This is a genomic window from Asanoa sp. WMMD1127 (assembly GCF_029626225.1).
Lineage (GTDB): Bacteria > Actinomycetota > Actinomycetes > Mycobacteriales > Micromonosporaceae > Asanoa.
In genome coordinates this window covers 7,906,126-7,927,963 of the sequence record NZ_JARUBP010000001.1, presented here as the reverse complement: position 1 = coordinate 7,927,963, position 21,838 = coordinate 7,906,126, and the positions used below count along the sequence as shown (strand labels likewise).

Genomic DNA, 21,838 nt, shown 5'->3' with positions numbered 1-21,838 from the left:
AGAGGAACGGCCCGTTGTTAACCGCGGGACTCCGGGTCCTGGCCCTGGGCCGCGCGGCCGCCGTCGACCGGGATCACCGTTCCCGTGATGAGGCTCGCGCCGGGGGAGAGGAGGAAGGCGACCGCCTCCGCGACCTCGTCGGAGCGGCCGACCCGGCCGATCGGGTGCAGCCGGGCCATCTGCTCCGCCACCTGGGCGACCGCGGTCGGGGACAGGCGGGCGAGGTAGTCCGCGTAGCGTTCCGTGTCGATCGAGCCCAGCGCCACCGCGTTCACCCGGATGCCGGCCGGGCCGTAGTCGACCGCCAGCGACCGGGTCAGGCCCTCGACCGCGGCCTTCGCCGTCGCGTAGGGCAGCGCGCCGCGGACCGACCGCTGGGCCTGGTGCGACGAGACGTTGACGATCGCGCCGCCCGTGCCCGCGGCCAGGAAGTGGCGGATCGCGACGGCCGATCCGACCACCGCGGGCGCCAGGTTGAGCGTGATCAGGGCGACCACCTCCGCCGCCGGGGCGGTGTCCAGCGACAGGTCCCGGAAGACGGCCGCGTTGTTGACCCAGCCGGCCAGCGGGGCCGCGGCAACGGCCTGTTCCGCCGCGGCGGCCGCGGCCGACTCGTCGGTGGCGTCGCCCGTCACCGACAGCAGGCGCGGGTGCGACCAGGTGACGGGGGCGAGGTCGAGGACCACCACCGTGGTGCCGTCGACCGACAGCAGGCGCTGCGCGATCGCCCGGCCCACCCCGCCGGCGGCGCCGGTGACCACATAGGACGCCGTCACGGCGCCTCGTCGCCGCGGGTGTGCTCCTGGTCGCGTACCGCCGCCAGGTCAGCGAGGCGGTCCAGCTGCCGCATGGCCTGGCCGAGGCGGGCGTTGCCGCGCAGCCGGCCCCGGTTGCGGTCGAGGAAGGCCCAGTAGCCCGCCGTGTAGGGGCACGCGTTGACGCCGAGGCGCGAGCGCGGGTCGTAGCGGCAGCCGCGGCAGTAGTCGCTCATCCGGTTGATGTACGCGCCGCCGGCCGCGTAGGGCTTGGTGGTCATCGCGCCCAGGTCGGCGTACTGGCTCATGCCGACGACGTTGGCCGTCATCACCCACTCGTAGCCGTCGACGAAGCTGCGGTGGAACCAGTCGACGAGCTCGGCCGGCCGCCAGCCCCGCTGCAGCGCGTAGTTGCCGAGCACCATCAGGCGCGGGATGTGGTGCACCCAGCCGCGGTCGCGGACGCCGGCCAGCACGTCGGACAGGCAGCGGGCCTCGACCGCGTCGGCGTCCAGCGACTGCCACCACGCCGGGACCGGTCGGGTGGCGCGCAGGCCGTCGGCGGCGCCGTAGTCGGCGGCGAAATACCAGTAGAGGTGCCAGATGTAGTCGCGCCAGCCGATCAGCTGGCGGACGAAGCCCTCCACCGACGACAGCGGCGCCGCGCCGGAGCGGTAGGCGTCCTCGGCCTTGTGCACCGCCTCGAGCGGGTCGATCAGGCCCAGGTTGAGCGGCGCGGACAGCATGCTGTGGGCCATCCACGGGTCGGCGGCCAGCATGGCGTCCTCGTAGGGACCGAACGCCGACAGGCGGTGCGTGACGAAGTGCCGCAGCCGGGCGAGCGCCTCGCGGCGGGTCGCCGGGAACAGCCGTGGGCCGTCGTTGCCGACGAACCGGATGCCCTCGCTCTCCCAGCGATCCAGGTCAGCGCGTACGCCCTCGTCGATCTCGTCCTCGACCGGCATCGGCGGTGGCGGCACGTCCATGCCGGAGTCCGGCGGCGGCTGCCGGTTCTCGGTGTCGAGGTTCCACCGGTCGCCGGCCGGCGCGTCGCCGTCCATCAGCACGTCGAGGCGGCGGCGGGCGTCGCGGTAGAAGTCCTCCATGCGCAGCCGCCCGTGCCGGCCGTCGGCCCACGCGACGAAGTCGGCCGGGCTGGTGGCGAAACCGCGCGGCGGGAGCACCGTCACCCCGTCGAGCCGCTGCACGAAGTCACGGGCCCGGCGAGAGGTCGGATGGCACACGTCGAGTGGCTCCCCGCTGACCTTGCGTAGAGCTTCGCCGTAGGTTTCCGTGCGCAGGAAGATCGCTTGGTCGCCGAGTTCTGCGGCGCGGTGCCGCAGTGCGGAAAGGACGAGGTGGGCCTTCTGCCGGTGGAACGCGCGACGCCGGAAGACCGCTTTGGACTCGACCAGCAGCACGGGTTGTCGCGGGCCGTCGAGGAAGTGCGGCCCCAACTGATCGGCGAACAACCACCGGCGGATCATCCGATCATTGTGCCCGTCTATCGGAGTTTTCAACCGTCCGATCCGCGAGTGACGATCGTGTCGCGCAGCCGGCTGAGCCTCTTGTTGCTGTCGTTGACGTCGAGCCGCGTGAAGACGCCGGTGCCGATGCTGCCGTGGTCGGCCCAGGAGCAGACCACCACCTCGGCGCCGTTGTCGGTGCCCACGCCGCAGCGCCGGCTCTCGCCCCGCTCGGTCGACTCGACGGTGCGTACCTGGCGCAGGTGGTAGGGCCCGGTCAGTCGGTTGATCTCGCTGGTCACGTCGTCGTCGGGGGAGAAGTGGAAGCCGGTGGTGCCGAAGACGGTGGCGAGCTTGTCGTCGCGGTCGACGAACAGACCGGCGAAGGTCCCCTCCTTGAACATGTACGCATTGTTGAGCTCGTCCTTGAGCTGCTGCGTGGCCCGCCGGCTCTGCGGGTCGTCGCGCAACGTCAGCCCGTCGACGGCGCTCGGCACGGCCGCGCTGGCCGGATATTGCGTCCACATCGGCTGGCCGAACCAGGCCGGGCAGCCGCAGCAGCACAGCAGCGAGAGCAGGGCGAACCACGGCCAGCGGCGGCGCCGGCGCACCGGCACGGCGACGTAGCCGGGCGGTGGGCGCCAGCCCGGTGGCGGTCCGGCCGGCTCGGGCCGGCGCTTGGCCTTGCGCGTCCTGGCCGGCGGTGTCGGTGCGGGCGCTGGCACCGGCACCGGCAGCTGCGGCGGGGGCGGTGCCGACACGATCGGATCGGGCCGGGTCGGCGGATAGGAGACCGGGTACGACGGCAGCGGGTCGGCATCGGCCCACGGGTCGACCGGTGTGTCCTCCTCGACCGCCCGCCCCGTCGGCAGGTCGAGCGTCGGGTCCCGGGGCGGCGAGTCGGGCGGCGGCGGTGGCGGCGGGAACACCGACTCGTCGTCGAGCCACCGCTTGCGCTTCGGCGCCGGCGCGGGCACGGGGGCGGCGCCGCTCCAGCGCGGCTCCTCCCGTTCCTCCTCCGCCATCGCGGCGCTCCTCTCCCGGCCCGACCCGAGGTTAGACGAGCCGGGCTAGTCTTCCGCACCATGCACATCGAACTTGCCGCGATCGTTGTGGACGACTACGACGAGGCGATCGGCTTCTTCGTCGACGCCCTCGGCTTCGACCTCGTCGAGGACAGCCCGGCGGAGACCAACGACGGCCGGCCCAAGCGCTGGGTCGTGGTCCGGCCGCCGGGTGCGGCCACCGGCCTGCTGCTCGCCCAGGCCGACGGCGCCGACCAGGCCGCGGTCGTCGGCAACCAGCTCGCCGGCCGTGTCGGCTTCTTTCTCCGCGTCGACGACTTCGAAACGAGCTACGCGCGGATGCGCGACGCCGGTGTCACCTTCCACGGCGAGCCGCGGCACGAGCCCTACGGCTCGGTCGTCGTCTTCGAGGACGTCGCCGGCAACAAGTGGGACCTCCTCGGCCCACGGCCCTAGCGAAAGGAACGGTCCGTTATTAACGCATTGCGTTAATAACGGACCGTTCCTTTCTCCTTAGCGCACCGCGACCCAGACGGCCCACGCCGCCAGGCCGAGGATCAGCAGGGCGCCGGCCCGGCGGGTGTGGATGAAGGCCAGCGGCGCCCACCACAGTGGCCAGACGGGGTTGTTGGGCGGCGGGTCCACCGGCTTCGGCTCGCGGAACCGCCGCCACACCCAGACCAGCGTCGGCAGCCCACCGAGGGTGAGTAGCGCCGGCCAGGGCAGCTCACCGGCCGCGACCAGGGCCACGACGCCCACGTAGTAGAGGACCATCATCGCGACCGTGGCCGCCTTGGCCGCCGGCTCGCCGAGCACGACCGGCAGCGTGCGGGTGCCGGTGCGCTGGTCGTACGGCAGCTTGTCGATGTGCTTGCCCATCAGCACCGTGGTCGGCAGCAGCGCGTAGACGAACGCGGCGACCACCACCGCCCAGGGCAGCGTGCCGGTGCCCGCGTAGTAGACGCCGCCGACCATCAGCGGACCCCAGGTGAGCAGCACGTCCAACTCACCGAGGCCGATCTTCTTGAGCCGCAGCGGGGGAGCGGTGTAGGCCCAGGAGAGGAACAGCCCGCCGAGCGCGAACGCGGCGATCCACCAGTCCTGCCGCACGATCAGCGTGATCATGATGGCCAGGTCGACCACCTGGCAGAGCAGGATCCCGACGACCAGCTGCCGGCGGGTGACCAGCCCGGCCAGGATGGGGTGCGGCGCGTAGAGGGCCCGGGGGTAGTCGGCGGTGTCGTTGCCGACGTCGGTGTCGGTCAGGTCGTTCATCAGGTTGTTGGCCAGGTGGGCGGCCACGATGCCGACCACGGCCAGCACGACGTTGAGCCAGTCGACCGAGACGGTGGCGACGGCCGCCAGGAGCACGGCGATCAGGCCCGAGGTGAAGGTCATCGGCAGTACGCCGGCCCGGGTGACGACCAGCCAACGGGTGACCGAGTCGACGACGCCCTGCTCGGGCGGGTTGGTGGTGGCGAACGCGTATCGCCAGGCCGACAGCCGGTCGGCCACGCTGAGGGTGATCACGGCATCGATGCTACGCCGATCTTGAACCCGTTCAAGACGCCGGTGTACGCGCGACCGACCCGTTCAGGCGCGCCGCGTACCCTGGTGCGTTGGGATTGAAGGAGGGGTCGATGACCGTCGCAACCGTGTGGCCGCGGCTCGAAGAGCTGTTGCCGCGGGTCAGCAAGCCGATCCAGTACGTCGGCGGCGAGCTGGGCGGGGTACGCAAGGACTGGGACGCCACCACCGTCCGCTGGGCGCTGATGTATCCCGACGCGTACGAGGTCGGCCTGCCCAACCAGGGCGTGCAGATCCTCTACGAGGTGCTCAACGAGCAGCCGGACGTGTTGGCCGAGCGCACCTATGCCGTCTGGCCCGACCTCGAGGCGCTGATGCGCGAGCACGGCGTGCCGCAGTTCACCGTCGACGCCCACCGCCCGGTGCGCGCGTTCGACCTGCTCGGCGTCTCGTTCGCCACGGAACTCGGCTACACCAACCTGCTCACCGCGCTCGACCTGGCCGGCATCCCGCTGTACGCGCGGGACCGCACCGACGACGACCCGATCGTGCTGGCCGGCGGCCACGCCGCGTTCAACCCCGAGCCGATCGCCGACTTCCTCGACGCGGCCGTGCTCGGCGACGGCGAGGAGGCGGTCCTCGAGGTCACCGCGCTGGTCCGGGCCTGGAAGGCGGAGGGCTCGCCCGGCGGCCGCGACGAGCTGCTGCTGCGCCTGGCCAAGACCGAGAGCGTCTACGTCCCGCGCTTCTACGACGTCGACTACCTGCCCGACGGCCGCATCCAGCGGGTGGTGCCCAACCGGGCCGGCGTGCCGTTCCGCGTGCACAAGCGCACGACGATGGACCTCGACCAGTGGCCGTACCCGAAGAAGCCGCTGGTGCCGCTGGCCGAGACCGTGCACGAGCGCTACGCGGTGGAGATCTTCCGGGGCTGCACGCGCGGCTGCCGGTTCTGCCAGGCCGGCATGATCACCCGGCCGGTCCGCGAGCGCTCGATCACCACGGTCGGCCAGATGGTCAAGGAGGGTCTGGAGTTCTCCGGCTTCTCCGAGGTGGGCCTGCTCTCCCTGTCCAGCGCCGACCACTCCGAGATCGGCGACATCTGCTCCGGCCTGGCCGAGCAGTATCAGGGCACAAACGTCTCGCTCTCGCTGCCGTCCACCCGGGTCGACGCGTTCAACATCGAGCTGGCGCAGGAGCTGTCGCGCAACGGCCGCCGCACGGGCCTGACGTTCGCGCCCGAGGGCGGCTCCGAGCGGATCCGGCGCGTGATCAACAAGATGGTGTCGGAGGAAGATCTCATCCGCACCGTGGTCACCGCCTACACCAACGGCTGGCGCCAGGTGAAGCTCTACTTCATGTGCGGCCTGCCCACCGAGACCGACGACGACGTGCTGCAGATCGCCCGCCTCGCGCACGAGGTGATCAAGGCCGGCCGGGCGGCCACCGGTTCCAAGGACATCCGCTGCACGGTCTCCATCGGCGGGTTCGTGCCCAAGCCGCACACCCCGTTCCAGTGGGCCTCGATGCAGCCGCCGGAGGTCATCGACAACCGGCTCAAGCTGCTCAAGCAGGCGATCAACAGCGACCGGTCGCTGGGCCGGGCGATCGGCTACCGCTACCACGACGGCCAGCCCTCGCTGATCGAAGGCCTGCTGTCCCGGGGCGACCGCCGAATCGGCGCCGTGATCCGCCGCGTCTGGGAAGACGGGGGGCGGTTCGACGGCTGGAGCGAGCACTTCTCCTACCAGCGGTGGATCGACGCGGCGGCCGCCGTGCTGCCGTCCTACGGCGTCGACCTCGACTGGTTCACCACCCGCGAGCGCGACGAGCTCGAGGTGCTGCCCTGGGACCACCTGGACTCCGGTCTCGACAAGGACTGGCTGTGGCAGGACTGGCAGGACTCGATGAGCGAGTACGAGCAGGACGACTGCCGCTGGACCCCGTGCTTCGACTGCGGCGTCTGCCCGTCCATGGACACCGAGATCCAGATCGGCCCCACGGGCCGCAAGCTGCTGCCGCTGACCCCGGTCGGCAGCGGTCGTGACTGAGCTGCGGTTCGTCGCGCCTGTCGACGACGGCGCGCTGGAGGAGTGGCGTGGGATCCACAACACCGTGGTCCCGCCGTGGCCGCTCTCCCTCCCCGACGTGCGGGACCGGGCGGGCCGCAACCGGCTGGAGCTCGCGTACGCCGGTGCGGTCGCGGTCGGCAACTCGACCGTGCGGCCGCTGGACGCCGACGGCGTCGCCACCGTCATCGCCCGGGTGCTGCCGGCCCACCGGGGCCGCGGGTTCGGCACGCTGATCCACGAGCGCGCGCTGGCCGCGGCCCGGGCGCTCGACCCGGCGGCGATCGAGACGCTCGTGCTCGCGGCCAACGTCGACGGGCTGCGCTTCGCGCGGCGGCACGGTTATGCCGAGGTCGAGCGTTACGAGGTCGCCGGCGCGCAGGAGATCAGGCTCCGCCTCCGCTAGGGGCGGCGCTGCGGGTCAATACGACCGCAACGTGAAAGCATGGCCGCATGCCGAAGCGGGTCGACCCCACCGAGCGGCGCACGCTGATCGCCGACGCGCTGATGCGGGTGGCCGCGCAGCGCGGGCTGGAGGCGGTGAGCCTGCGGCACGTGGCCGCCGAGGCCGGCGCGACGACGGGGCTGGTGCAGCACTACTTCCGCACCAAGGACGAGATGATGCTGTTCGCGCTCGAGGTGGTCAGCGACCGCACCGAGGCGCGGATCGGGGCGGCCGTCGGCGCCCTCGGCCCTGACCCGGCGCCGCGCGACCTGGTCCGCGCGATGGTCACCCAGATGCTCCCGTTGGACGAGGAGCGGCGGGCCGACGGGAAGGTCGCGCTCGCGTTCCTGGCCTACGCGGCCACCCGGCCGTCGGTCGCCGAGGTGCAGCGGCGGGGGGCGCTCGGGCTGCGCGACTTCTTCGCGACGCTGTTGCCGACCGGCGCGGCCACCACGTTGCTCGCCCTGGTCGAAGGGCTGGGGCTCTACATGCTCAGCGGGACCTATCCGGCCGAGGTCGCGCTGCGCACGCTCGACGACTTCCTCGACGCGGCATTCAGTCCGGCCGCCGGGCGACCGTGAGCCGCATCGGCGTGACCATGCGGTAGCCACCGCCGGGCTGGCGGAGGTGCGCGTCCAGCACCGCCGTCAGGGCGGCCCGGGCCGCCGGCCGCCGCTCGGCCGGCACCCGCGCCAACTGGTGCGGCGACCCGATCGAGAGCCACCACGTCCAGTACCTCTCGCCGGTGTCGAAGAAAGTCTCGACCGTCATCTCGGTCATCGTCACGTCGGTCAGGTCGGCGTCGGCGAAGAGGGCGGCCACCCACTCCCGGGACGCGCTGCTCGGGCCGGCGGTCGCCGGGTCAGGCGTCTGGAACCGCGCCAGGGCGGCCGCGCGGTCCGCCAGGAACGCCTGGCCGGCCGCGGTCGCCTCGGCGAAGGTGCTCAGCGCCAGCCGGCCGCCCGGGCGCAGCAGCCCGGCCCACCGAGCCACGGCAGCCGCCGGGTCGGACAGGAAGAAGACCATGAAGCCAGCGGTGACCACGTCGAACGAGCCGGGCGGGAACTCCGGGAACTCGGCGTCGCCGCTGGTCACGCGTACCCAGGGCAGGTCTTTGGCGGCCTCGGCCGTGGCGGCCACCATCGCCGGCGCGAAGTCGACGCCGACCACCGCGCCGGTCGGGCCCACCGCCCGCGCGGCGGGGAAGAGCACGCTGCCGCGGCCGCAGCCCAGGTCGAGCACGCGCTCGCCGGTGCGCACGCCGGCCCGGGCGACCAGCGCGCGGCCGGGTGGGGCGAAGAACTCGACGCCGGTCTGCTCGTAGGTCGGTGCGGCCCGATCGAAAACGCCCGCGATGCGTGCCTTGGGGTCGACGTCCGTCATGGCGTGACGGTAGCGGGTGGGAAGATGGGAGCGACGGTTCGAGTTTCGAGGAGCACGGCGATCAGCAGGAAGCCACAGCCGGAGGGTGGGCAGGCGCCCGTCGTCCAGCGCATCCGGATCCGGTACGCCAAGCGGGGGCCGCTGCGGTTCACCTCGCATCGCGACTTCGCGCGCGCGTTCGAGCGGGCGGTGAAACGGGCCGGCGTGCCCATCGCGTTCTCGCAGGGCTTCACCCCCCACCCCAAGATTTCGTACGCCAGCGCGGCGCCGACGGGCACCGCCAGCGAGGCGGAATACCTGGAGATCGGCCTGCAACGGGTGGTCGAGCCCGACTGGGTGCGCGGCGCGTTGGATGCGTCACTCTCGCCGGGGCTCGACGTGCTGGACGCGGTCGAGGCGGCGGGGGAGAGCCTGGCCGACCGGATCGACGCGTCGCGCTGGCGGCTCGAGCTGCCGGGGCTGTCGCTCGCCGATGTGTCAGACGCTGTCACGAAATTTCGGGATTCGTCCGAAGTTCTGGTCGAGCGGCAGACCAAGCAGGGCCGGCGCACCTTCGACACGCGGGCCGCGGTGGCGTCCATCGAGGTGATCGATTCCGGTCCGGCGGCTTCCGGAGCCTCTGAGGGGCCGTGTGCGATACTCGACGTAGTCGTGCGGCAGGTCACCCCGTCCGTACGACCCGATGACGTCCTTGCCGGTCTCCGTGTGGTGGCCGACCTGGAGCCGCCGGTCCCGCCACGGGCGACCCGGCTGGCACAGGGCCGGCTGACCGCGCAGGGGGCGATCGCGGATCCGTTGGAGGCGGACCGCGACGGGGCTGTCGTCGGTGAACGCTGACCGCGGCGACGCGGCCTGCGTTTAGCCAGCCAGACTTCGGTCTGCTCGCGGCTCCCAGCAGCGGGCAGCACCGGAAACACTTTGCGGCGACCCTGCGTGGCAGCGCTCACCCGCGCCCGGGGTTGCCAGAACTGGAGAACGTCCATGCTCGAGAACGAGCCAACGGGCGACGAGGTGCAGGGCAACGAGCCCGCAGCCGAGGCGCCGGCCACACCCGTCAAGCGCACCCGGGCCCGCAAGTCCACCGCCGCTGCCGCCGCTTCGGACGCCTCGCCGGCCGCCGACGCTGCCGACGAGGAGGTGCCGGTCCGCCGCCGACGTAAGGCCGCAAGCACCCCCAAAGCCGACACTGAGGGCGAGTCCGCGGCAGAGGGTACGAACGCCGCGCCCGTGAAGCGCACCCGGCGCCGCAAGGCCGCCACCGAGGACGCCGCCCCCGCCGAGCGCAGCGCCGACGCGGTCGTCGCGGCCGAGTCCGACGACCCGGTCGCCGAGCCGGCCGCGGGCCTGGGCGACGTCGAGCCGGCGTCCGGTCGCGGGCCGTCCGGCGACGAGGCGATCGCCGCCGAGTCCGACGATCCGGCCGCCGAGCCGATCGCCGGCCTGGGTGACGTCGAGCCGGCCGCCGCGCCGCGGGGTCGCACGCGCAGCCGGGCCCGGTCCGGCGAGGCCACCACCACCCGCTCGCGCCGGCGGGCCACCGCGGGCGACGTCGAGCCCGGCGCCGCCGCCGCGGGCGCGCCGGACGCCGACCCGGGACTGGTCGAGAGCCAGGCGCCGGGCGTGCCCGGCGAGCCCGTCGACGAGGAAGAGACCACCGAGGCGACCACCGAGCCGCTCGACACCGGCGCCGAGCCGGAGGAGCCGGCGCCGCGCCGGCGCCGGGCGGCCACCGTGCTGTTCATGGCGCCGGAGGCGGACGAGGAGCCCACCCCGGTCCGGCGCACCCGGCGCACCCGGGGCACGACCGACGCCGCCGAGCCGGCTGCCCCTGCCGCCACCACTGCTGCTCCCTCCCCCGAGCCCGAAGCCGACGAGGCCGAGTCCGGAGAGGCCGCCGAGGGCACGTCGCGGCGGCGCCGGCGCGGTCGGCGTACCGCCGAGGAGCCGGCCGTGGTCGAGGCGGACGTGGCCGAGGAGGCCGAGGAGGCCGGCTCGGCCGTCGAGGCCGACGACGACGAGGACGACGACGAGAGCGCCCGCCGGCGGCGGCGCCGCGGCCGGCGCGGTCGCGGGCGCGGCAAGGGGCCGATCGACGAGGCCGACGAGGTCGAGGAGCCCGCGGCGGCCGCCGCCGACGAGGACGACAGCGAGGACGGCGACGGCGTGACCCGCCGGCGCCGGCGGCGGCGCCGCAAGGGCGACACCGACACCGGGGGCGACGACGGCGTGCACACCGTGGTCCGGATCCGCGAGCCGCGCACCACCTCCGACGAGGTGCAGGGCGTCTCCGGCTCGACCCGGCTGGAGGCCAAGCGGCAGCGCCGGCGGGACGGTCGCGAGCAGCGCCGCACCCGGCCGCCGATCCTGAGCGAGTCCGAGTTCCTGGCCCGGCGCGAGGCCGTCGACCGGGTGATGGTGGTCCGGCAGCGGGCCGACCGCACCCAGATCGCGGTGCTCGAGGACGGCGTGCTGGTCGAGCACTACGTCACCCGGGCGTCGTCCGGCGCGATGGCCGGCAACGTCTACCTCGGCAAGGTGCAGAACGTGCTGCCCTCGATGGAGGCGGCGTTCGTCGACGTCGGCCGGGGCCGCAACGCGGTGCTCTACGCGGGCGAGGTCAACTGGGACGCCTCCGGCCTCGAGGGCCGGGCCCGCTCGATCGAGCAGGCGCTGCGATCCGGCGACTCCGTGCTCGTGCAGGTCACCAAGGACCCGATCGGCCACAAGGGCGCCCGGCTGACCAGCCACATCGCGCTCTCGGGCCGGCACCTCGTCTACGTGCCCGGCGGCAACGCGTCCGGGATCAGCCGCAAGCTGCCCGACACCGAGCGCAAGCGGCTCCGCGACGTGCTCAAGAAGCTCGTGCCCGAAGGCGCCGGCGTGATCGTCCGCACCGCGGCCGAGGGCGCCTCGGAGGACGAGCTCGAACGTGACGTCAAGCGGCTGCAGGCGCAGTGGGACGACATCCAGGAGAAGGCGGCCGCGGGTGGCGCGCCGGCGCTCCTCTACGAGGAGCCCGACCTGCTGATCCGGGTCGTCCGGGACCTGTTCAACGAGGACTTCCGCGAGATCGTCGTGCAGGGCGACGAGTCGTACGAGATGGTCGAGTCGTACCTCGGTCACGTCTCGCCCGACCTCGTGCCGCGCCTGCACCGGCACACCTCGTCGGTCGACCTGTTCGCCGAGAAGCGCATCGACGAGCAGATCCTCAAGGGCCTCGACCGCAAGGTGTTCCTGCCCTCGGGCGGCCACCTGGTGATCGACCGCACCGAGGCGATGACGGTCGTCGACGTCAACACGGGCAAGTACACGGGCGCCGGCGGCAACCTCGAGGAGACGGTCACCCGCAACAACCTCGAGGCGGCCGAGGAGATCGTGCGCCAGCTGCGCCTGCGCGACCTCGGCGGCATCGTGGTCATCGACTTCATCGACATGGTGCTCGAGAGCAACCGCGAGCTGGTGCTGCGCCGGCTGACCGAGTGCCTGGGCCGCGACCGCACCAAGCACCAGGTCACCGAGATCACGTCGCTGGGCCTGGTGCAGATGACCCGCAAGCGGATCGGCGCCGGCCTGCTGGAGGCGTTCTCGGAGACCTGTGACGTCTGCAGGGGCCGCGGCCTGATCATCCACACGGAACCGGTGCCGGTTAAGGGCGGCGGTGGCGGTCACGCGCACGGCGCCAACGGTGCTGGCTCCGGCTCCGGCTCTGGCTCCGGCGGCGACAAGGTCAAGGCCGTGGCGGCCGCACCGGCGACGTCCTCGCGGCGCCGCGGTCGCAAGTCGGCCCCCGCCCAGGCGTCCGCGCCGGACACGGTCGAGCCCACGGTGGTCGACGAGGACGACACCATGGGGTACGACCTGTCCCGCTACGACGACGTCGTCCTCGACCCGGTCGACGAGGTGGAGGCCCCCACCGACATCGCACCGGCCACCAACGGCCGCCTGGCCGGCGCCGACGACCCCGATGCCGCCGGCGACGAAGAGGGCGACCTGGCCGAGGCCGGCACGACCCGGCGCCGAGGCCGCCGCGGCGGCACCCGCCGGCGCACGCGCCCGTAACGCTGTCCCGTCCGACGGCCCGGTCACTGTCCGCAGTGGCCGGGCCGGCGCGTCTCCCGCTGGCTCAGGGGGCGGCTGAGCGGATCTCGTGAATGCGCGTTAGGGTCGCGGCATCCCGCCGCCACCCCCGGAGGACACCACCGATGCGCCTGCGCCGTCAGCTTGCCGTGCTCGCCGTATCCGCCGCGTTGGTCGCGGTCGCCGGTTGCTCAGGTGACGTGGAAGGCCGCGGCGATGCGGCCGGTACGCCCGGCGCCAGCGCCTCCGCCTCGACCCCGTCCGCGGCGGCATCCCCCTCTGTCGGGGCGCCCGGAGCCTCGGCGGCGCCGCAGCTGTCGCTCGGCCCCGAGCCGACCGCCAAGGCCGGCGGCAACGCGACGAAGATCTGCGCCGACGCGAAGCAGGCCAGCGAGAAGGGCACGACGGCGTTCGTCCAGCAGCTGACCGCCGTACTCGAGGCGCAGGGTCGCAAGGACAAGAACGCCGAGCAGGCCGCGGAGCGCAAGCTCGGTCAGGTGCTCGACGCGTGGGCCGCCGACCTGCGCAAGGCCTCCTCGGGGGCGACGGACGCACAGCTCAAGACCACGCTGACGCAGCTGGCCGGCCAGGTCGACGGCCTGACGTCCGACGTGGAGACCATCGACGACGCCGCCCTGAGCGCGATCCAGGACCGCCTCGACACGCTCTGCCCGAACTAACGGCTGCCGTTGGGGCGTGGGGCGACCGCGCCGTCGACCGTACGGACCAGGAGGCGCAGCACGTCGTGGCGCGAGGCGCCGTGTTGCGTGACGTAGCTCCAGCCCGCGTAGAGCTGTGACCACATCAGGCTCGACAACCACGGCGCGGGCAGGCTGTCGTCGATCGTGCCGTCGCGGTGGCCGCGGTCGACCATGTCAGAGAAGCGGTCGTCACAGCCGTCGTCGACCACCGGCGTCGCCTCGGCCAGGCATTCGGGGTCGGTGAAGATCAGGGAGAGCAGGCTGCCGAGGTCGAAGTATTCGCGGCACAGCCTGAGCAGGGCCTCCGCCCCGGTTCCTTCGTCGAGCCGGGCGCTGGCGGTGGCGCGGTCGAGGCGGGCGGCGCCCTCGGCGGCGACGGCGCGCAGCAGGTCGGAGCGCTCTGGGAAGTAACGGTGCAGGGTCGTGCGGCCGACGTCGGCCGCCGTGGCGATCTCACTCAGGGCCGCGTTGGGGTTCTGGCCCAGCACCTCGATCGCGGCGGCCAGGATGGCCTGCCTGGTGCGGGCGCGCGCACCACGTTCTTGTACCTGCACATGGTGAGGTTAGCAGTCTCAATTCGGATATTCACTTGACGCAAATGGAACACCTAAGTTCCACTAGTGCGCATGACCGACCCAGCCCCTCGCTTCGCCCGGCTCCGCGTTCTCATCTCGTTCGTCGCGCCGCACCGGCGGGTGCTGGTGGTGGGGTTCGTCCTCGGCCTGCTGGCCAGCGCGGTCGGCCTGGCCACGCCGATGGTCACCAAGTGGGTGATCGACACCCTTGGCCAACCCCATGCGTCACTGTGGCGCCCGGTGGGCGTCCTCCTGGCGCTCATGGTGGTTGGCGCGGCCATCTCGCTGTGGCAATGGGTGATCATGGGCACCGTCTCGCAGAAGGTGGTGCTCGATGCCCGGGTGTCGATGATCCGGCGCTACTTCGCGGCCCGGGTGCGCGACATCACCGGGCGGCCGAGCGGCGAGCTGGTCACTCGGGTGACGTCCGACGCCGGCCTGCTGCACGACGCGTCCGCCAGCATCGTCGGCATGCTCAACAGCGCGCTCGCGCTGGTCGCGACGCTGGTCCTGATGGGCGTGCTCGATGTCGTCCTGCTCGGCCTCACGCTCGGCTCGGTCCTGGTGGTCGGAGCGATCATGATGGCGCTGATGCCGGCGATCGCGAAGGCGCAGGAGGCGGCCCAGGAGTCCGTCGGTCGGCTCGGCGGCGCGCTCGAAGGCACCCTGCGTGCCATCCGCACCGTCAAGGCGAGCCGGGCGGAGCGGCGGCAGACCGAGCGGATCGTCGCCGACGCCCGCGATGCGGCGGCGCACGGCATCCGCGCCGCCCGCCGCACCGCCACCGTCTGGACGATCTCGTGGACCGGCATCCAGCTCGCGATCATCGTGATCCTCGGCATCGGTGCCTGGCGGGCCGACCGCGGCCTGATCGAGGTCTCGAGCCTGATCGCGTTCCTGCTCTACGCGTTCGCGCTGATGGGCCCGATCACCGAGCTCACGCAGAACGTCACGAGCCTGCAGGCCGGCATGGCCGCCGCGGCGCGCATCCGCCAGGTCGACGCCATGGAGATCGAGTCGCCGCGTCCCGCGCGGACGGGCGCCGCCGAAGAGCCCATGCGGCGAGCGGGTGCCGGCACCGGGGCGGACGCGGCGGGGCCGTCGGCGGTGGGCGACGACGCGCCGGGTGCCGAGGCGGTGATCGAGTTCCGGTCGGTCACCGCGCGCTATGCGCCCGGCACCGAGCCGGCCGTGCGGGGCATCGACCTGGCCGTGCCGCGGCGGGGTCACACGGCGATCGTCGGCCCCTCCGGCGCGGGCAAGACGACGCTGTTCTCGCTGATCCTGCGCTTTCTCGAGCCGGAGAGCGGCGAGGTGCTGCTCGACGGCCGGCCCTACCGGTCGTTCACCCACGACGAGGTGCGCTCCCGGCTCGCCTACGTCGAGCAGGAGACGCCGGTCGTCCCGGGCACCATTCGCGACAACATCCTGTTCACCCATCCCGACGCGACCGAGGCCGAGGTCCGGGCCGTGCTGCGGGCCGTGCGCCTCGACGACAAGATCGACTCGCTGGCCGACGGGCTCGACACGTCGCTGACGGAGAACTCGGTGAGCGGCGGCCAGCGCCAGCGGATCGCGTTGGCCCGGGCCATCCTGCGCACGCCCGACGTGCTCCTCCTCGACGAGGCCACCGCCCAGGTCGACGGGCTGACCGAGGCGGCCCTGCACGACTGCATCCGGGATCGGGCCGCCGTCGGCGCGGTCGTCACGATCGCCCACCGCCTGTCCACGGTCCTCGACGCGGACACCATCGTGGTGCTGGACGAGGGGCGCATCCGCGCCCGCGGCACCCACGCTGAACTGCTCGCCACCGACGCCCTCTACCGCCGCCTGGTGGAGGCCCTGCGGATCGCGGGCGCCCGGCCCGAACCCGTCGCCGCCGGGTGATCTCACCAGCAACAGCGGTATCCTTGGACGGGTCCCGCGTGCCGGCTTGCGTCCCGCTTGAGGAGCAGGGCCGGTTTGGGATGCCAGGCAGGCATGCCGTACGCTTGCCTGTGGCGCACCTCCGTGCGCCGCGTTCACGTGTGCCCGCCGATGCGCCTTCCGCGCGCAGGCGGCCCGGCGAACGTCGAAAGACCACCGCCACGCTACGACAGGAGTCCGCGTCCCATGTACGCGATCGTCAAGACCGGCGGCAAGCAGTACAAGGTCGCCGAGGGTGACGTGATCGAGGTCGAGAAGCTCGTCGGCGAGCCCGGCGACGCGGTGACGCTCGCCGCGGTGCTCCTCGTTGACGGTGACGACCTGGTGACCGACGCGGCCAAGCTTGCCAAGGTCTCGGTGTCCGGCGAGATCGCCGCGCACACCAAGGGGCCGAAGATCCGGATCCACAAGTTCAAGAACAAGACCGGCTACCACAAGCGCCAGGGTCACCGCCAGAAGCTGACCCAGGTGAAGGTCACCGGCATCTCCAGCGGGAAGTAGGGCGTAGGCGATGGCTCACAAAAAGGGTGCGTCCAGCTCGCGCAACGGTCGTGACTCCGCGGCCCAGCGCCTGGGCGTGAAGCGGTTCGGTGGCCAGGTGGTCAGCGCCGGCGAGATCCTGATCCGCCAGCGCGGCACCAAGTTCCACCCGGGCGACCTGGTCGGCCGTGGCGGCGACGACACGCTGTTCGCGCTGGCCGCGGGCGCGGTCCAGTTCGGCACCAAGCGGGGCCGCAAGACCGTCAGCATCGTGCCGAGCGAGCACTGAGGCAGGCACCTGCCGCACAGCAGTCGACGAAGCGGGCCGTGGACCAGGTGTCCCGGCCCGCTTCGCGTTTGCCGGGGCACGACCGACATCACGTCGGCGCGGCCGCACAGGCCGGTCACAATGGAAGAGCCGACCGCGGACCTGGCAGCGACGCGTGAGCGAGCGGTCCCTGGCGGGAGCGACGGTCGCGCCCCAGGCGGACCCGAGCAATGACTTGATCGAAATGAGGATGCGTGGCTACGTTCGTTGACCGGGTCGTCCTGCACCTGCGGGCCGGCGACGGCGGGCACGGCTGCGTGTCGATCCACCGGGAGAAGTTCAAGCCGCTCGGCGGGCCCGACGGCGGCAACGGCGGGCACGGCGGCAGCGTCTCGTTCACCGTCGACCCGCAGGTGCACACGCTGCTCGACTTCCACTTCCGGCCCCACGTCAAGGCGGCCAACGGCGCGGGCGGCGCCGGCTCCAACCGTGACGGTGCCAACGGCGACAACCTGATGCTGCGCGTACCGGACGGCACCGTGGTGCTGACCAGCGACGGCGAGGTGCTGGCCGACCTGGTCGGCGCCGGCACCACCGTCGAGGTGGCCCGCGGCGGCCGTGGCGGGCGGGGCAACGCGTCGCTGGCCAACTCCCGCCGCAAGGCGCCCGGCTTCGCCGAGCTCGGGGAGCCGGGGGAGCGGCTCGACGTCGTGCTCGAGCTCAAGAGCGTCGCCGACGTCGGCCTCGTCGGCTTCCCGTCGGCCGGCAAGTCGTCGCTGATCGCCGTGCTGTCGGCGGCCAAGCCGAAGATCGCGGACTACCCGTTCACCACGCTGGTGCCGAACCTCGGCGTCGTGCGGCTCGACGACCACACGTTCACGATCGCCGACGTGCCCGGGCTCATCCCGGGCGCGGCCACCGGCAAGGGCCTCGGCCTCGAGTTCCTCCGGCACATCGAGCGCACCGCCGTGCTGGTGCACGTGGTCGACGCGGCCACGCTCGAGCCCGGCCGCGACCCGATCTCCGACATCGACGCGATCGAGGCCGAGCTGAGCGCGTACGGCGGTCTCGAGGACCGTCCCCGCCTCGTCGCGATCAACAAGGTGGACGTGCCGGACGGCCGGGATCTCGCCGAGATCGTCCGCCCCGACCTGGAGGAGCGCGGCTTCCGCGTGTTCGAGGTCAGCGCCGCCACCCGCGAGGGGCTGCGCGAGCTGACCTACGCGATGGCAGAGCTCGTCGCGCAGCGGCGGGCGGCGATGCCGGAGGGCGAGCCCACCCGGATCATCCTGCGGCCGCGGGCGGTCGACGACGCCGGCTTCACCGTCGAGGAGGACCCGATCGACGGCGCCTTCGTCGTACGCGGCGTGCAGCCCGAGCGCTGGGTCCGCCAGACCAACTTCGACAACGACGAGGCCGTCGGTTACCTGGCCGACCGGCTCAACCGCCTCGGTGTCGAGGACCAGCTCGCCAAGGCCGGCGCCGTCCAGGGCAGCCTGGTGCGGATCGGCGACCGCGAGTTCGACTGGGAGCCGACGCTCGGCGCGGGCATCGACCCGACCGCCGGCCTGCGCGGCACCGACCCGCGGATCACCGAGCGCCCCACCCGTGCCCGGGCCGCCGAGCGGCTCGCCGCCCGCAAGGCCCGCCGCCAGCCGACCCCGAACCTGCCGGTCTACGGCACGGACTTCGACGACGACACCGCCGAGGACGACGACACCGACGACGAGTGACCCGGAGCGGCGGCGCGGAGGCGTGGTGGCGCGGCGTGGCCGCCGGGTGCGCGGGTGTAACAGGCCGGAAATCCGTCGCGGTTACGGTCGGCCGGTGAACGTGGAGACCCGGCGGGGCGACGAGCCGGACCTGCTCGCGCTCGTGACCGCCCAGCAAGCGGAACTGCGCGCGGCCGAGCGGGCCAGCGACGCGATCGACGGCTCCTTCCCCTTGCACGACGACATCCGCTACCTGGTGATCGTGGTGGACGACCAGGCGGTCGCCTGTGGCGCGCTGCAGGCCATCGACGCGACCGCGGTCGAGATCAAGCGCATGTACGTGCGCCCCGAACACCGCGGCGACGGCTTCGGGCGGGCCATGCTCGCGGTGCTCGAGGAGCGCGCGGCCGCCGACGGCTACGCGGTGGCGCGGCTGGAGACCGGCAGCTATCTCCCCGCCGCGCTCGGCCTCTATCGCAACGCCGGCTACCGTCCGATCCCGACCTACGGCGAGTACGTCACCAACCCTTACAGCCGCTGCTTCGAGAAGGCGCTCAGGACCCCGGCCCGGGCCTGACCGGGTCCCCACCGCGGTCCACCGGGGTCGCCTCGGCGGCCGGCGCGGCCGCCGTCCGTCGGGTGCGGATGAACAGGCAGGTCACCGCCGCCACCGCCAGCACGATGAGCGGCAGGAGCAGGGTCGCCTTCATCGCGCCCGTGAAGCCCTCGTGGAACGTGCGCGTGGCGATCTCGGTCAGCGCCTGCCGGTATTGCTCCGGCACGTCCGCCGGGAGCGCGGCGCCCGACTGGCCCGCGCCGACGTGCAGGCTGCCGCCGCTGGCCCCGGCGACCGCGTCGACGAACGGCTGGCGCACCTCCGGTGGCAGGTCGGCCGCGTTGGACCGGGCCGCCTCCGACAGCTTGCCGGCCAGCTGCGCCTGCAGCAGCGCGCCCACGGCGGCCGAGCCGATCACGGCGCCGAGCTGGCGGGTCGTGTTGATCAGGCCGGACGCGGCGCCGGCCTGGCGCGGCGGCACGTTGCGCATCGCGATCGTCTGCAGTGGAGCGAACACCATGCCGAGGCCGGTGCCGGCGATCAGCAGGCCAGGTAGAAGGCCCCACTGGCCGGTGCCGACCTCGGCCAGCGCGACCACCGTCGCCATGCCCGCGCACCAGAGCACGAGCCCGGCCGTCAGCACCCACTTGCCGGCCGCGCGGTCGGCGACCCGCCCGGCGAACGGGGCGATCACCATCGACAGCAGCGACAGTGGCGCGACAGCGATGCCGGCCTGCAGCGCCGACAGCCCCAGCACCGACTGTAGGTAGATCACCAGGGGTAGGAACAGGCCCAGCATGCCGAACGCGATGGCGGCGCTGACCCCGCTCATCACGGCGAAGTTGCGGTCCTTGAAGATGCCGAACGGCACCAGCGGCTCGCCCGTCCGGGTGATGTGCTGGTGGTAGAGGAAGACGGCCAGCACCAGGACGCCGGCGCCGATCAGCTCGACGATCGTGATCGGACCCCAGACCCGGCCCCAGTCGTGCGACTCGCCCTCGATCAGGCCGTAGACCAGGAGAAACAGCCCGACCGTGGCGAGCGCCGTGCCGACCCAGTCGAGCCGGTGACGGCGGTTGAGCCGCAGGTCGGGCATGGCGATCAGGGCCAGCACCACGGTCACGATGCCGACGGGCACGTTGACGAAGAAGATCCACTCCCAGCCGAAGTCGGTCACCAGGTAGCCGCCCAGCGTCGGGCCGGCCACCGTCGCCACGCCGGCCACCGAGCCCCAGACGCCGAACGCGACGCCGCGCTTGTCCGGCGGGAAGATCACCGTGATCGTGGAGAGCGTCTGCGGCGTCAGCAGCGCGCCGCCGACGCCCTGGATCACCCGGAACACGATCAGCTGCTCCGGCGAGGAGGCCAGCCCGCAGGCGGCGGACGCGACCGTGAACACGACGAGCCCGAGCACGAACAGCCGCTTGGGTCCGAACAGGTCACCCAGCCGGCCGGCGGTGATCAGGAGAACCGCGTAGACCAGCACGTACGCGTTGATGATCCAGAGGATCTGGTCGAGCGAGGCGTCGAGGCTCGTGCTCATGTCGGGGATCGCGATGTTCACGATCGTCGTGTCGAGCAGGATCATGAAGAAGCCCAGGCAGAGCGTGACGAGGACGAGCCACGGGTTGGCCTGGGCGCGGCGCTCGGTGTCGCCGGTCGATGCGGTCATGACGCGATCCCCTCGGACGTGAGCGTGCGTCGACAGGTCTAGCACGGCGGTACGACAAGGCGTCAGGCGAGCACCCCGATCGCCCGCTTCGCGCGGAAGACGGTCTCGGCAGTACGGGATCGCGCCCGCTCCGCACCCTCCGCCAGCACCTGCCGCACGTAGCCGGGATCCCGGGCCAACGTCTCGAAGCGCGCGCGCAACGGCCCCAGCAGGCCGAGAACCGCCTCCGTCGTGGCGCGCCTGAGATCTCCGTACCCCCGCAGCGCCGTTCCTATCTCGACCGGTGTCCCGCCCACGCACGCGGCCAGGATCTCCAGCAGGTTGCTCACCCCGGGCCGGGCCGCCGGGTCGTACGCGATGATCCCGTCGGTCTCGGTCACCGCCCGGCTCAGCTTGCGGGTGACCAGGGCGGGCGGGTCCAGCAGCCCGATGGCGCCGGACGCCGACGACGTCGTCTGACCCATCTTCACCGTCGGGTTGGCGAGGTCCATCACCCGGGCCGCGACCGTCGGCGTGACCGGCTCCGGCACCACGAACGTCGGACCGTACCGCTGGTTGAACCGCATCGCGATGTCGCGGGTGAGCGCGACGCGCGGGCGTTGGTCGGCGCCCACGGGCACCTCCGCCGTGTCGTGCAACAGGATGTCGGAGGCCTGCAACACGGGGTACGCCGCCCGGCCGCGCGCCGCCGTGCGCTCCAGCAGGAAGTGCAGCTCCGCGTGGTCGGGCACCTGCGACTGCACGTAGAACACGGTCCGGTCCGGGTCGAGACCGGCCGCGAGCAGCACGGTCGCGTGGCGGAGGGTGGTCTCGCGCAGCGTGCGCGGCTCGTGCGCGGCGGTCAGCGCGTGCAGGTCGGCGAGGAACACGGTCGCGTCGCTGGTGTACTGGTCGCGGACCATCGGCTGGATCGCGCCGAGCAGGATGCCCAGGTGCGGCTCGCCGGTCGGTTTGAGGCCGGTGAGCCGGCGGGTCGTGACGGTGCGGGTCATGGCTGCCTCCGGGAGGACGGGGTAGCCGCGGGAGCCGGGCCGGACACGCGAAACGGCCACCCGGACTCGGGCGGCCGTCGACGTTGGGCACGCGGATGCGGGGCCGCCCCTAGGGCGTCCACCAGCCGAGGAAACTCAGCGTCCGCATGCGATGGAGGCTATCAGCGACTAGCGCATCTCGGTGTCCCGCGCAAGCTGAAACGGGCTTC

General features: G+C 72.8%; 20 protein-coding genes. 12 read left to right on the top strand and 8 right to left on the bottom strand.

Features of this window, described 5'->3' with window-relative positions:
• Positions 1-17: 17 nt before the first annotated feature.
• The 3 genes from O7635_RS37935 to O7635_RS37925 are packed head-to-tail and all read right to left on the bottom strand — an operon-like array spanning position 18 to position 3,246.
• Positions 18-776, bottom strand: coding sequence for an SDR family oxidoreductase (locus tag O7635_RS37935; protein WP_278085306.1), 759 nt, complete (start codon positions 774-776; stop codon positions 18-20).
• Positions 773-2,242: a cryptochrome/photolyase family protein gene (locus O7635_RS37930; protein WP_278085305.1), complete on the bottom strand. Its 1,470-nt coding sequence runs from the start codon at positions 2,240-2,242 to the stop codon at positions 773-775. Before O7635_RS37930 ends, O7635_RS37935 begins: the two co-directional genes overlap by 4 nt.
• Before the next feature lie 29 nt (positions 2,243-2,271).
• Positions 2,272-3,246 carry a hypothetical protein gene (locus O7635_RS37925; protein WP_278085304.1) on the bottom strand — a complete coding sequence of 325 codons (975 nt, stop codon included), beginning with the start codon at positions 3,244-3,246 and terminating at the stop codon, positions 2,272-2,274.
• Between the two features lie 60 nt (positions 3,247-3,306).
• Here O7635_RS37925 and O7635_RS37920 point away from each other — a divergent pair, with 60 nt between their 5' ends.
• Positions 3,307-3,702 (top strand): VOC family protein, encoded by a 396-nt coding sequence (locus O7635_RS37920; protein WP_278085303.1) that lies wholly within the window; start codon positions 3,307-3,309, stop codon positions 3,700-3,702.
• Positions 3,703-3,759: 57 nt separating this feature from the next.
• On the opposite strand, the gene O7635_RS37915 is transcribed toward O7635_RS37920, so the two are convergent.
• Complete coding sequence (locus tag O7635_RS37915; protein WP_278085302.1) at positions 3,760-4,776, bottom strand: prenyltransferase; 1,017 nt, start codon at positions 4,774-4,776, stop codon at positions 3,760-3,762.
• A 110-nt stretch (positions 4,777-4,886) separates the two neighbouring features.
• Here O7635_RS37915 and O7635_RS37910 point away from each other — a divergent pair, with 110 nt between their 5' ends.
• The 3 genes from O7635_RS37910 to O7635_RS37900 are packed head-to-tail and all read left to right on the top strand — an operon-like array spanning position 4,887 to position 7,868.
• Positions 4,887-6,824, top strand: a complete 1,938-nt coding sequence (locus tag O7635_RS37910) for a TIGR03960 family B12-binding radical SAM protein (RefSeq protein WP_278085301.1) — start codon at positions 4,887-4,889, stop codon at positions 6,822-6,824.
• Entirely contained in the window at positions 6,817-7,248 is a 432-nt protein-coding gene (locus O7635_RS37905; RefSeq protein WP_278085300.1) for a GNAT family N-acetyltransferase, read from the top strand. Before O7635_RS37910 ends, O7635_RS37905 begins: the two co-directional genes overlap by 8 nt.
• A gap of 47 nt (positions 7,249-7,295) precedes the next feature.
• Positions 7,296-7,868 carry a TetR family transcriptional regulator C-terminal domain-containing protein gene (locus tag O7635_RS37900; RefSeq protein WP_278085299.1) on the top strand — a complete coding sequence of 191 codons (573 nt, stop codon included), beginning with the start codon at positions 7,296-7,298 and terminating at the stop codon, positions 7,866-7,868.
• Here O7635_RS37900 and O7635_RS37895 read toward each other — a convergent pair.
• Entirely contained in the window at positions 7,843-8,670 is an 828-nt protein-coding gene (locus O7635_RS37895) for a methyltransferase domain-containing protein (RefSeq protein WP_278085298.1), read from the bottom strand. The two genes, O7635_RS37900 and O7635_RS37895, sit on opposite strands and share 26 nt — an antisense overlap.
• A gap of 24 nt (positions 8,671-8,694) precedes the next feature.
• On the opposite strand from O7635_RS37895, the gene O7635_RS37890 reads away from it, so the two are divergent.
• The 3 genes from O7635_RS37890 to O7635_RS37880 all read left to right on the top strand — a co-directional run bounded on the left by O7635_RS37890 (position 8,695) and on the right by O7635_RS37880 (position 13,427).
• Complete coding sequence (locus O7635_RS37890) at positions 8,695-9,507, top strand: TIGR03936 family radical SAM-associated protein (RefSeq protein WP_278085297.1); 813 nt, start codon at positions 8,695-8,697, stop codon at positions 9,505-9,507.
• Between the two features lie 144 nt (positions 9,508-9,651).
• Positions 9,652-12,729 carry an Rne/Rng family ribonuclease gene (locus O7635_RS37885; protein ID WP_278085296.1) on the top strand — a complete coding sequence of 1,026 codons (3,078 nt, stop codon included), beginning with the start codon at positions 9,652-9,654 and terminating at the stop codon, positions 12,727-12,729.
• A gap of 143 nt (positions 12,730-12,872) precedes the next feature.
• A complete protein-coding gene (locus tag O7635_RS37880) occupies positions 12,873-13,427 on the top strand; it encodes a hypothetical protein (protein ID WP_278085295.1) in 555 nt (184 codons plus the stop codon).
• Here O7635_RS37880 and O7635_RS37875 read toward each other — a convergent pair.
• A complete protein-coding gene (locus O7635_RS37875; protein WP_278085294.1) occupies positions 13,424-14,002 on the bottom strand; it encodes a TetR/AcrR family transcriptional regulator in 579 nt (192 codons plus the stop codon). The two genes, O7635_RS37880 and O7635_RS37875, sit on opposite strands and share 4 nt — an antisense overlap.
• 72 nt (positions 14,003-14,074) lie before the next feature.
• On the opposite strand from O7635_RS37875, the gene O7635_RS37870 reads away from it, so the two are divergent.
• The 5 genes from O7635_RS37870 (at position 14,075) to O7635_RS37850 (ending at position 18,986) form a co-directional block, all read left to right on the top strand.
• A complete protein-coding gene (locus tag O7635_RS37870) occupies positions 14,075-15,910 on the top strand; it encodes an ABC transporter ATP-binding protein (protein WP_278085293.1) in 1,836 nt (611 codons plus the stop codon).
• A 225-nt stretch (positions 15,911-16,135) separates the two neighbouring features.
• Positions 16,136-16,450: a 50S ribosomal protein L21 gene (rplU, locus tag O7635_RS37865; RefSeq protein ID WP_278085292.1), complete on the top strand. Its 315-nt coding sequence runs from the start codon at positions 16,136-16,138 to the stop codon at positions 16,448-16,450.
• A gap of 10 nt (positions 16,451-16,460) precedes the next feature.
• On the top strand, positions 16,461-16,718 hold the full coding sequence (gene rpmA, locus O7635_RS37860; protein WP_203701817.1) for a 50S ribosomal protein L27: 258 nt from the start codon (positions 16,461-16,463) through the stop codon (positions 16,716-16,718).
• Positions 16,719-16,951: 233 nt separating this feature from the next.
• On the top strand, positions 16,952-18,430 hold the full coding sequence (gene obgE, locus O7635_RS37855; RefSeq protein ID WP_278085291.1) for a GTPase ObgE: 1,479 nt from the start codon (positions 16,952-16,954) through the stop codon (positions 18,428-18,430).
• A 94-nt stretch (positions 18,431-18,524) separates the two neighbouring features.
• Positions 18,525-18,986 (top strand): GNAT family N-acetyltransferase, encoded by a 462-nt coding sequence (locus tag O7635_RS37850; protein WP_278085290.1) that lies wholly within the window; start codon positions 18,525-18,527, stop codon positions 18,984-18,986.
• On the opposite strand, the gene O7635_RS37845 is transcribed toward O7635_RS37850, so the two are convergent.
• Both O7635_RS37845 and O7635_RS37840 read right to left on the bottom strand, forming a co-directional pair.
• Positions 18,964-20,637 carry a DHA2 family efflux MFS transporter permease subunit gene (locus tag O7635_RS37845; protein WP_278085289.1) on the bottom strand — a complete coding sequence of 558 codons (1,674 nt, stop codon included), beginning with the start codon at positions 20,635-20,637 and terminating at the stop codon, positions 18,964-18,966. The two genes, O7635_RS37850 and O7635_RS37845, sit on opposite strands and share 23 nt — an antisense overlap.
• A 62-nt stretch (positions 20,638-20,699) precedes the next feature.
• Positions 20,700-21,629: a tryptophan--tRNA ligase gene (locus O7635_RS37840; protein WP_278085288.1), complete on the bottom strand. Its 930-nt coding sequence runs from the start codon at positions 21,627-21,629 to the stop codon at positions 20,700-20,702.
• Positions 21,630-21,838: the final 209 nt, after the last annotated feature.

Coding starts and splice junctions, on each gene's coding strand:
- O7635_RS37900 (WP_278085299.1), top strand. CDS start 7,296: ATGCCGAAGCGGGTCGACCCCACCGAGCGGCGCACGCTGATCGCCGAC.
- O7635_RS37910 (WP_278085301.1), top strand. CDS start 4,887: ATGACCGTCGCAACCGTGTGGCCGCGGCTCGAAGAGCTGTTGCCGCGG.
- O7635_RS37870 (WP_278085293.1), top strand. CDS start 14,075: ATGACCGACCCAGCCCCTCGCTTCGCCCGGCTCCGCGTTCTCATCTCG.
- O7635_RS37920 (WP_278085303.1), top strand. CDS start 3,307: ATGCACATCGAACTTGCCGCGATCGTTGTGGACGACTACGACGAGGCG.
- rpmA (WP_203701817.1), top strand. CDS start 16,461: ATGGCTCACAAAAAGGGTGCGTCCAGCTCGCGCAACGGTCGTGACTCC.
- O7635_RS37930 (WP_278085305.1), bottom strand. CDS start 2,242: ATGATCCGCCGGTGGTTGTTCGCCGATCAGTTGGGGCCGCACTTCCTC.
- O7635_RS37890 (WP_278085297.1), top strand. CDS start 8,695: ATGGGAGCGACGGTTCGAGTTTCGAGGAGCACGGCGATCAGCAGGAAG.
- O7635_RS37840 (WP_278085288.1), bottom strand. CDS start 21,629: ATGACCCGCACCGTCACGACCCGCCGGCTCACCGGCCTCAAACCGACC.
- O7635_RS37895 (WP_278085298.1), bottom strand. CDS start 8,670: ATGACGGACGTCGACCCCAAGGCACGCATCGCGGGCGTTTTCGATCGG.
- O7635_RS37880 (WP_278085295.1), top strand. CDS start 12,873: ATGCGCCTGCGCCGTCAGCTTGCCGTGCTCGCCGTATCCGCCGCGTTG.
- rplU (WP_278085292.1), top strand. CDS start 16,136: ATGTACGCGATCGTCAAGACCGGCGGCAAGCAGTACAAGGTCGCCGAG.
- O7635_RS37845 (WP_278085289.1), bottom strand. CDS start 20,637: ATGACCGCATCGACCGGCGACACCGAGCGCCGCGCCCAGGCCAACCCG.
- O7635_RS37925 (WP_278085304.1), bottom strand. CDS start 3,246: ATGGCGGAGGAGGAACGGGAGGAGCCGCGCTGGAGCGGCGCCGCCCCC.
- O7635_RS37885 (WP_278085296.1), top strand. CDS start 9,652: ATGCTCGAGAACGAGCCAACGGGCGACGAGGTGCAGGGCAACGAGCCC.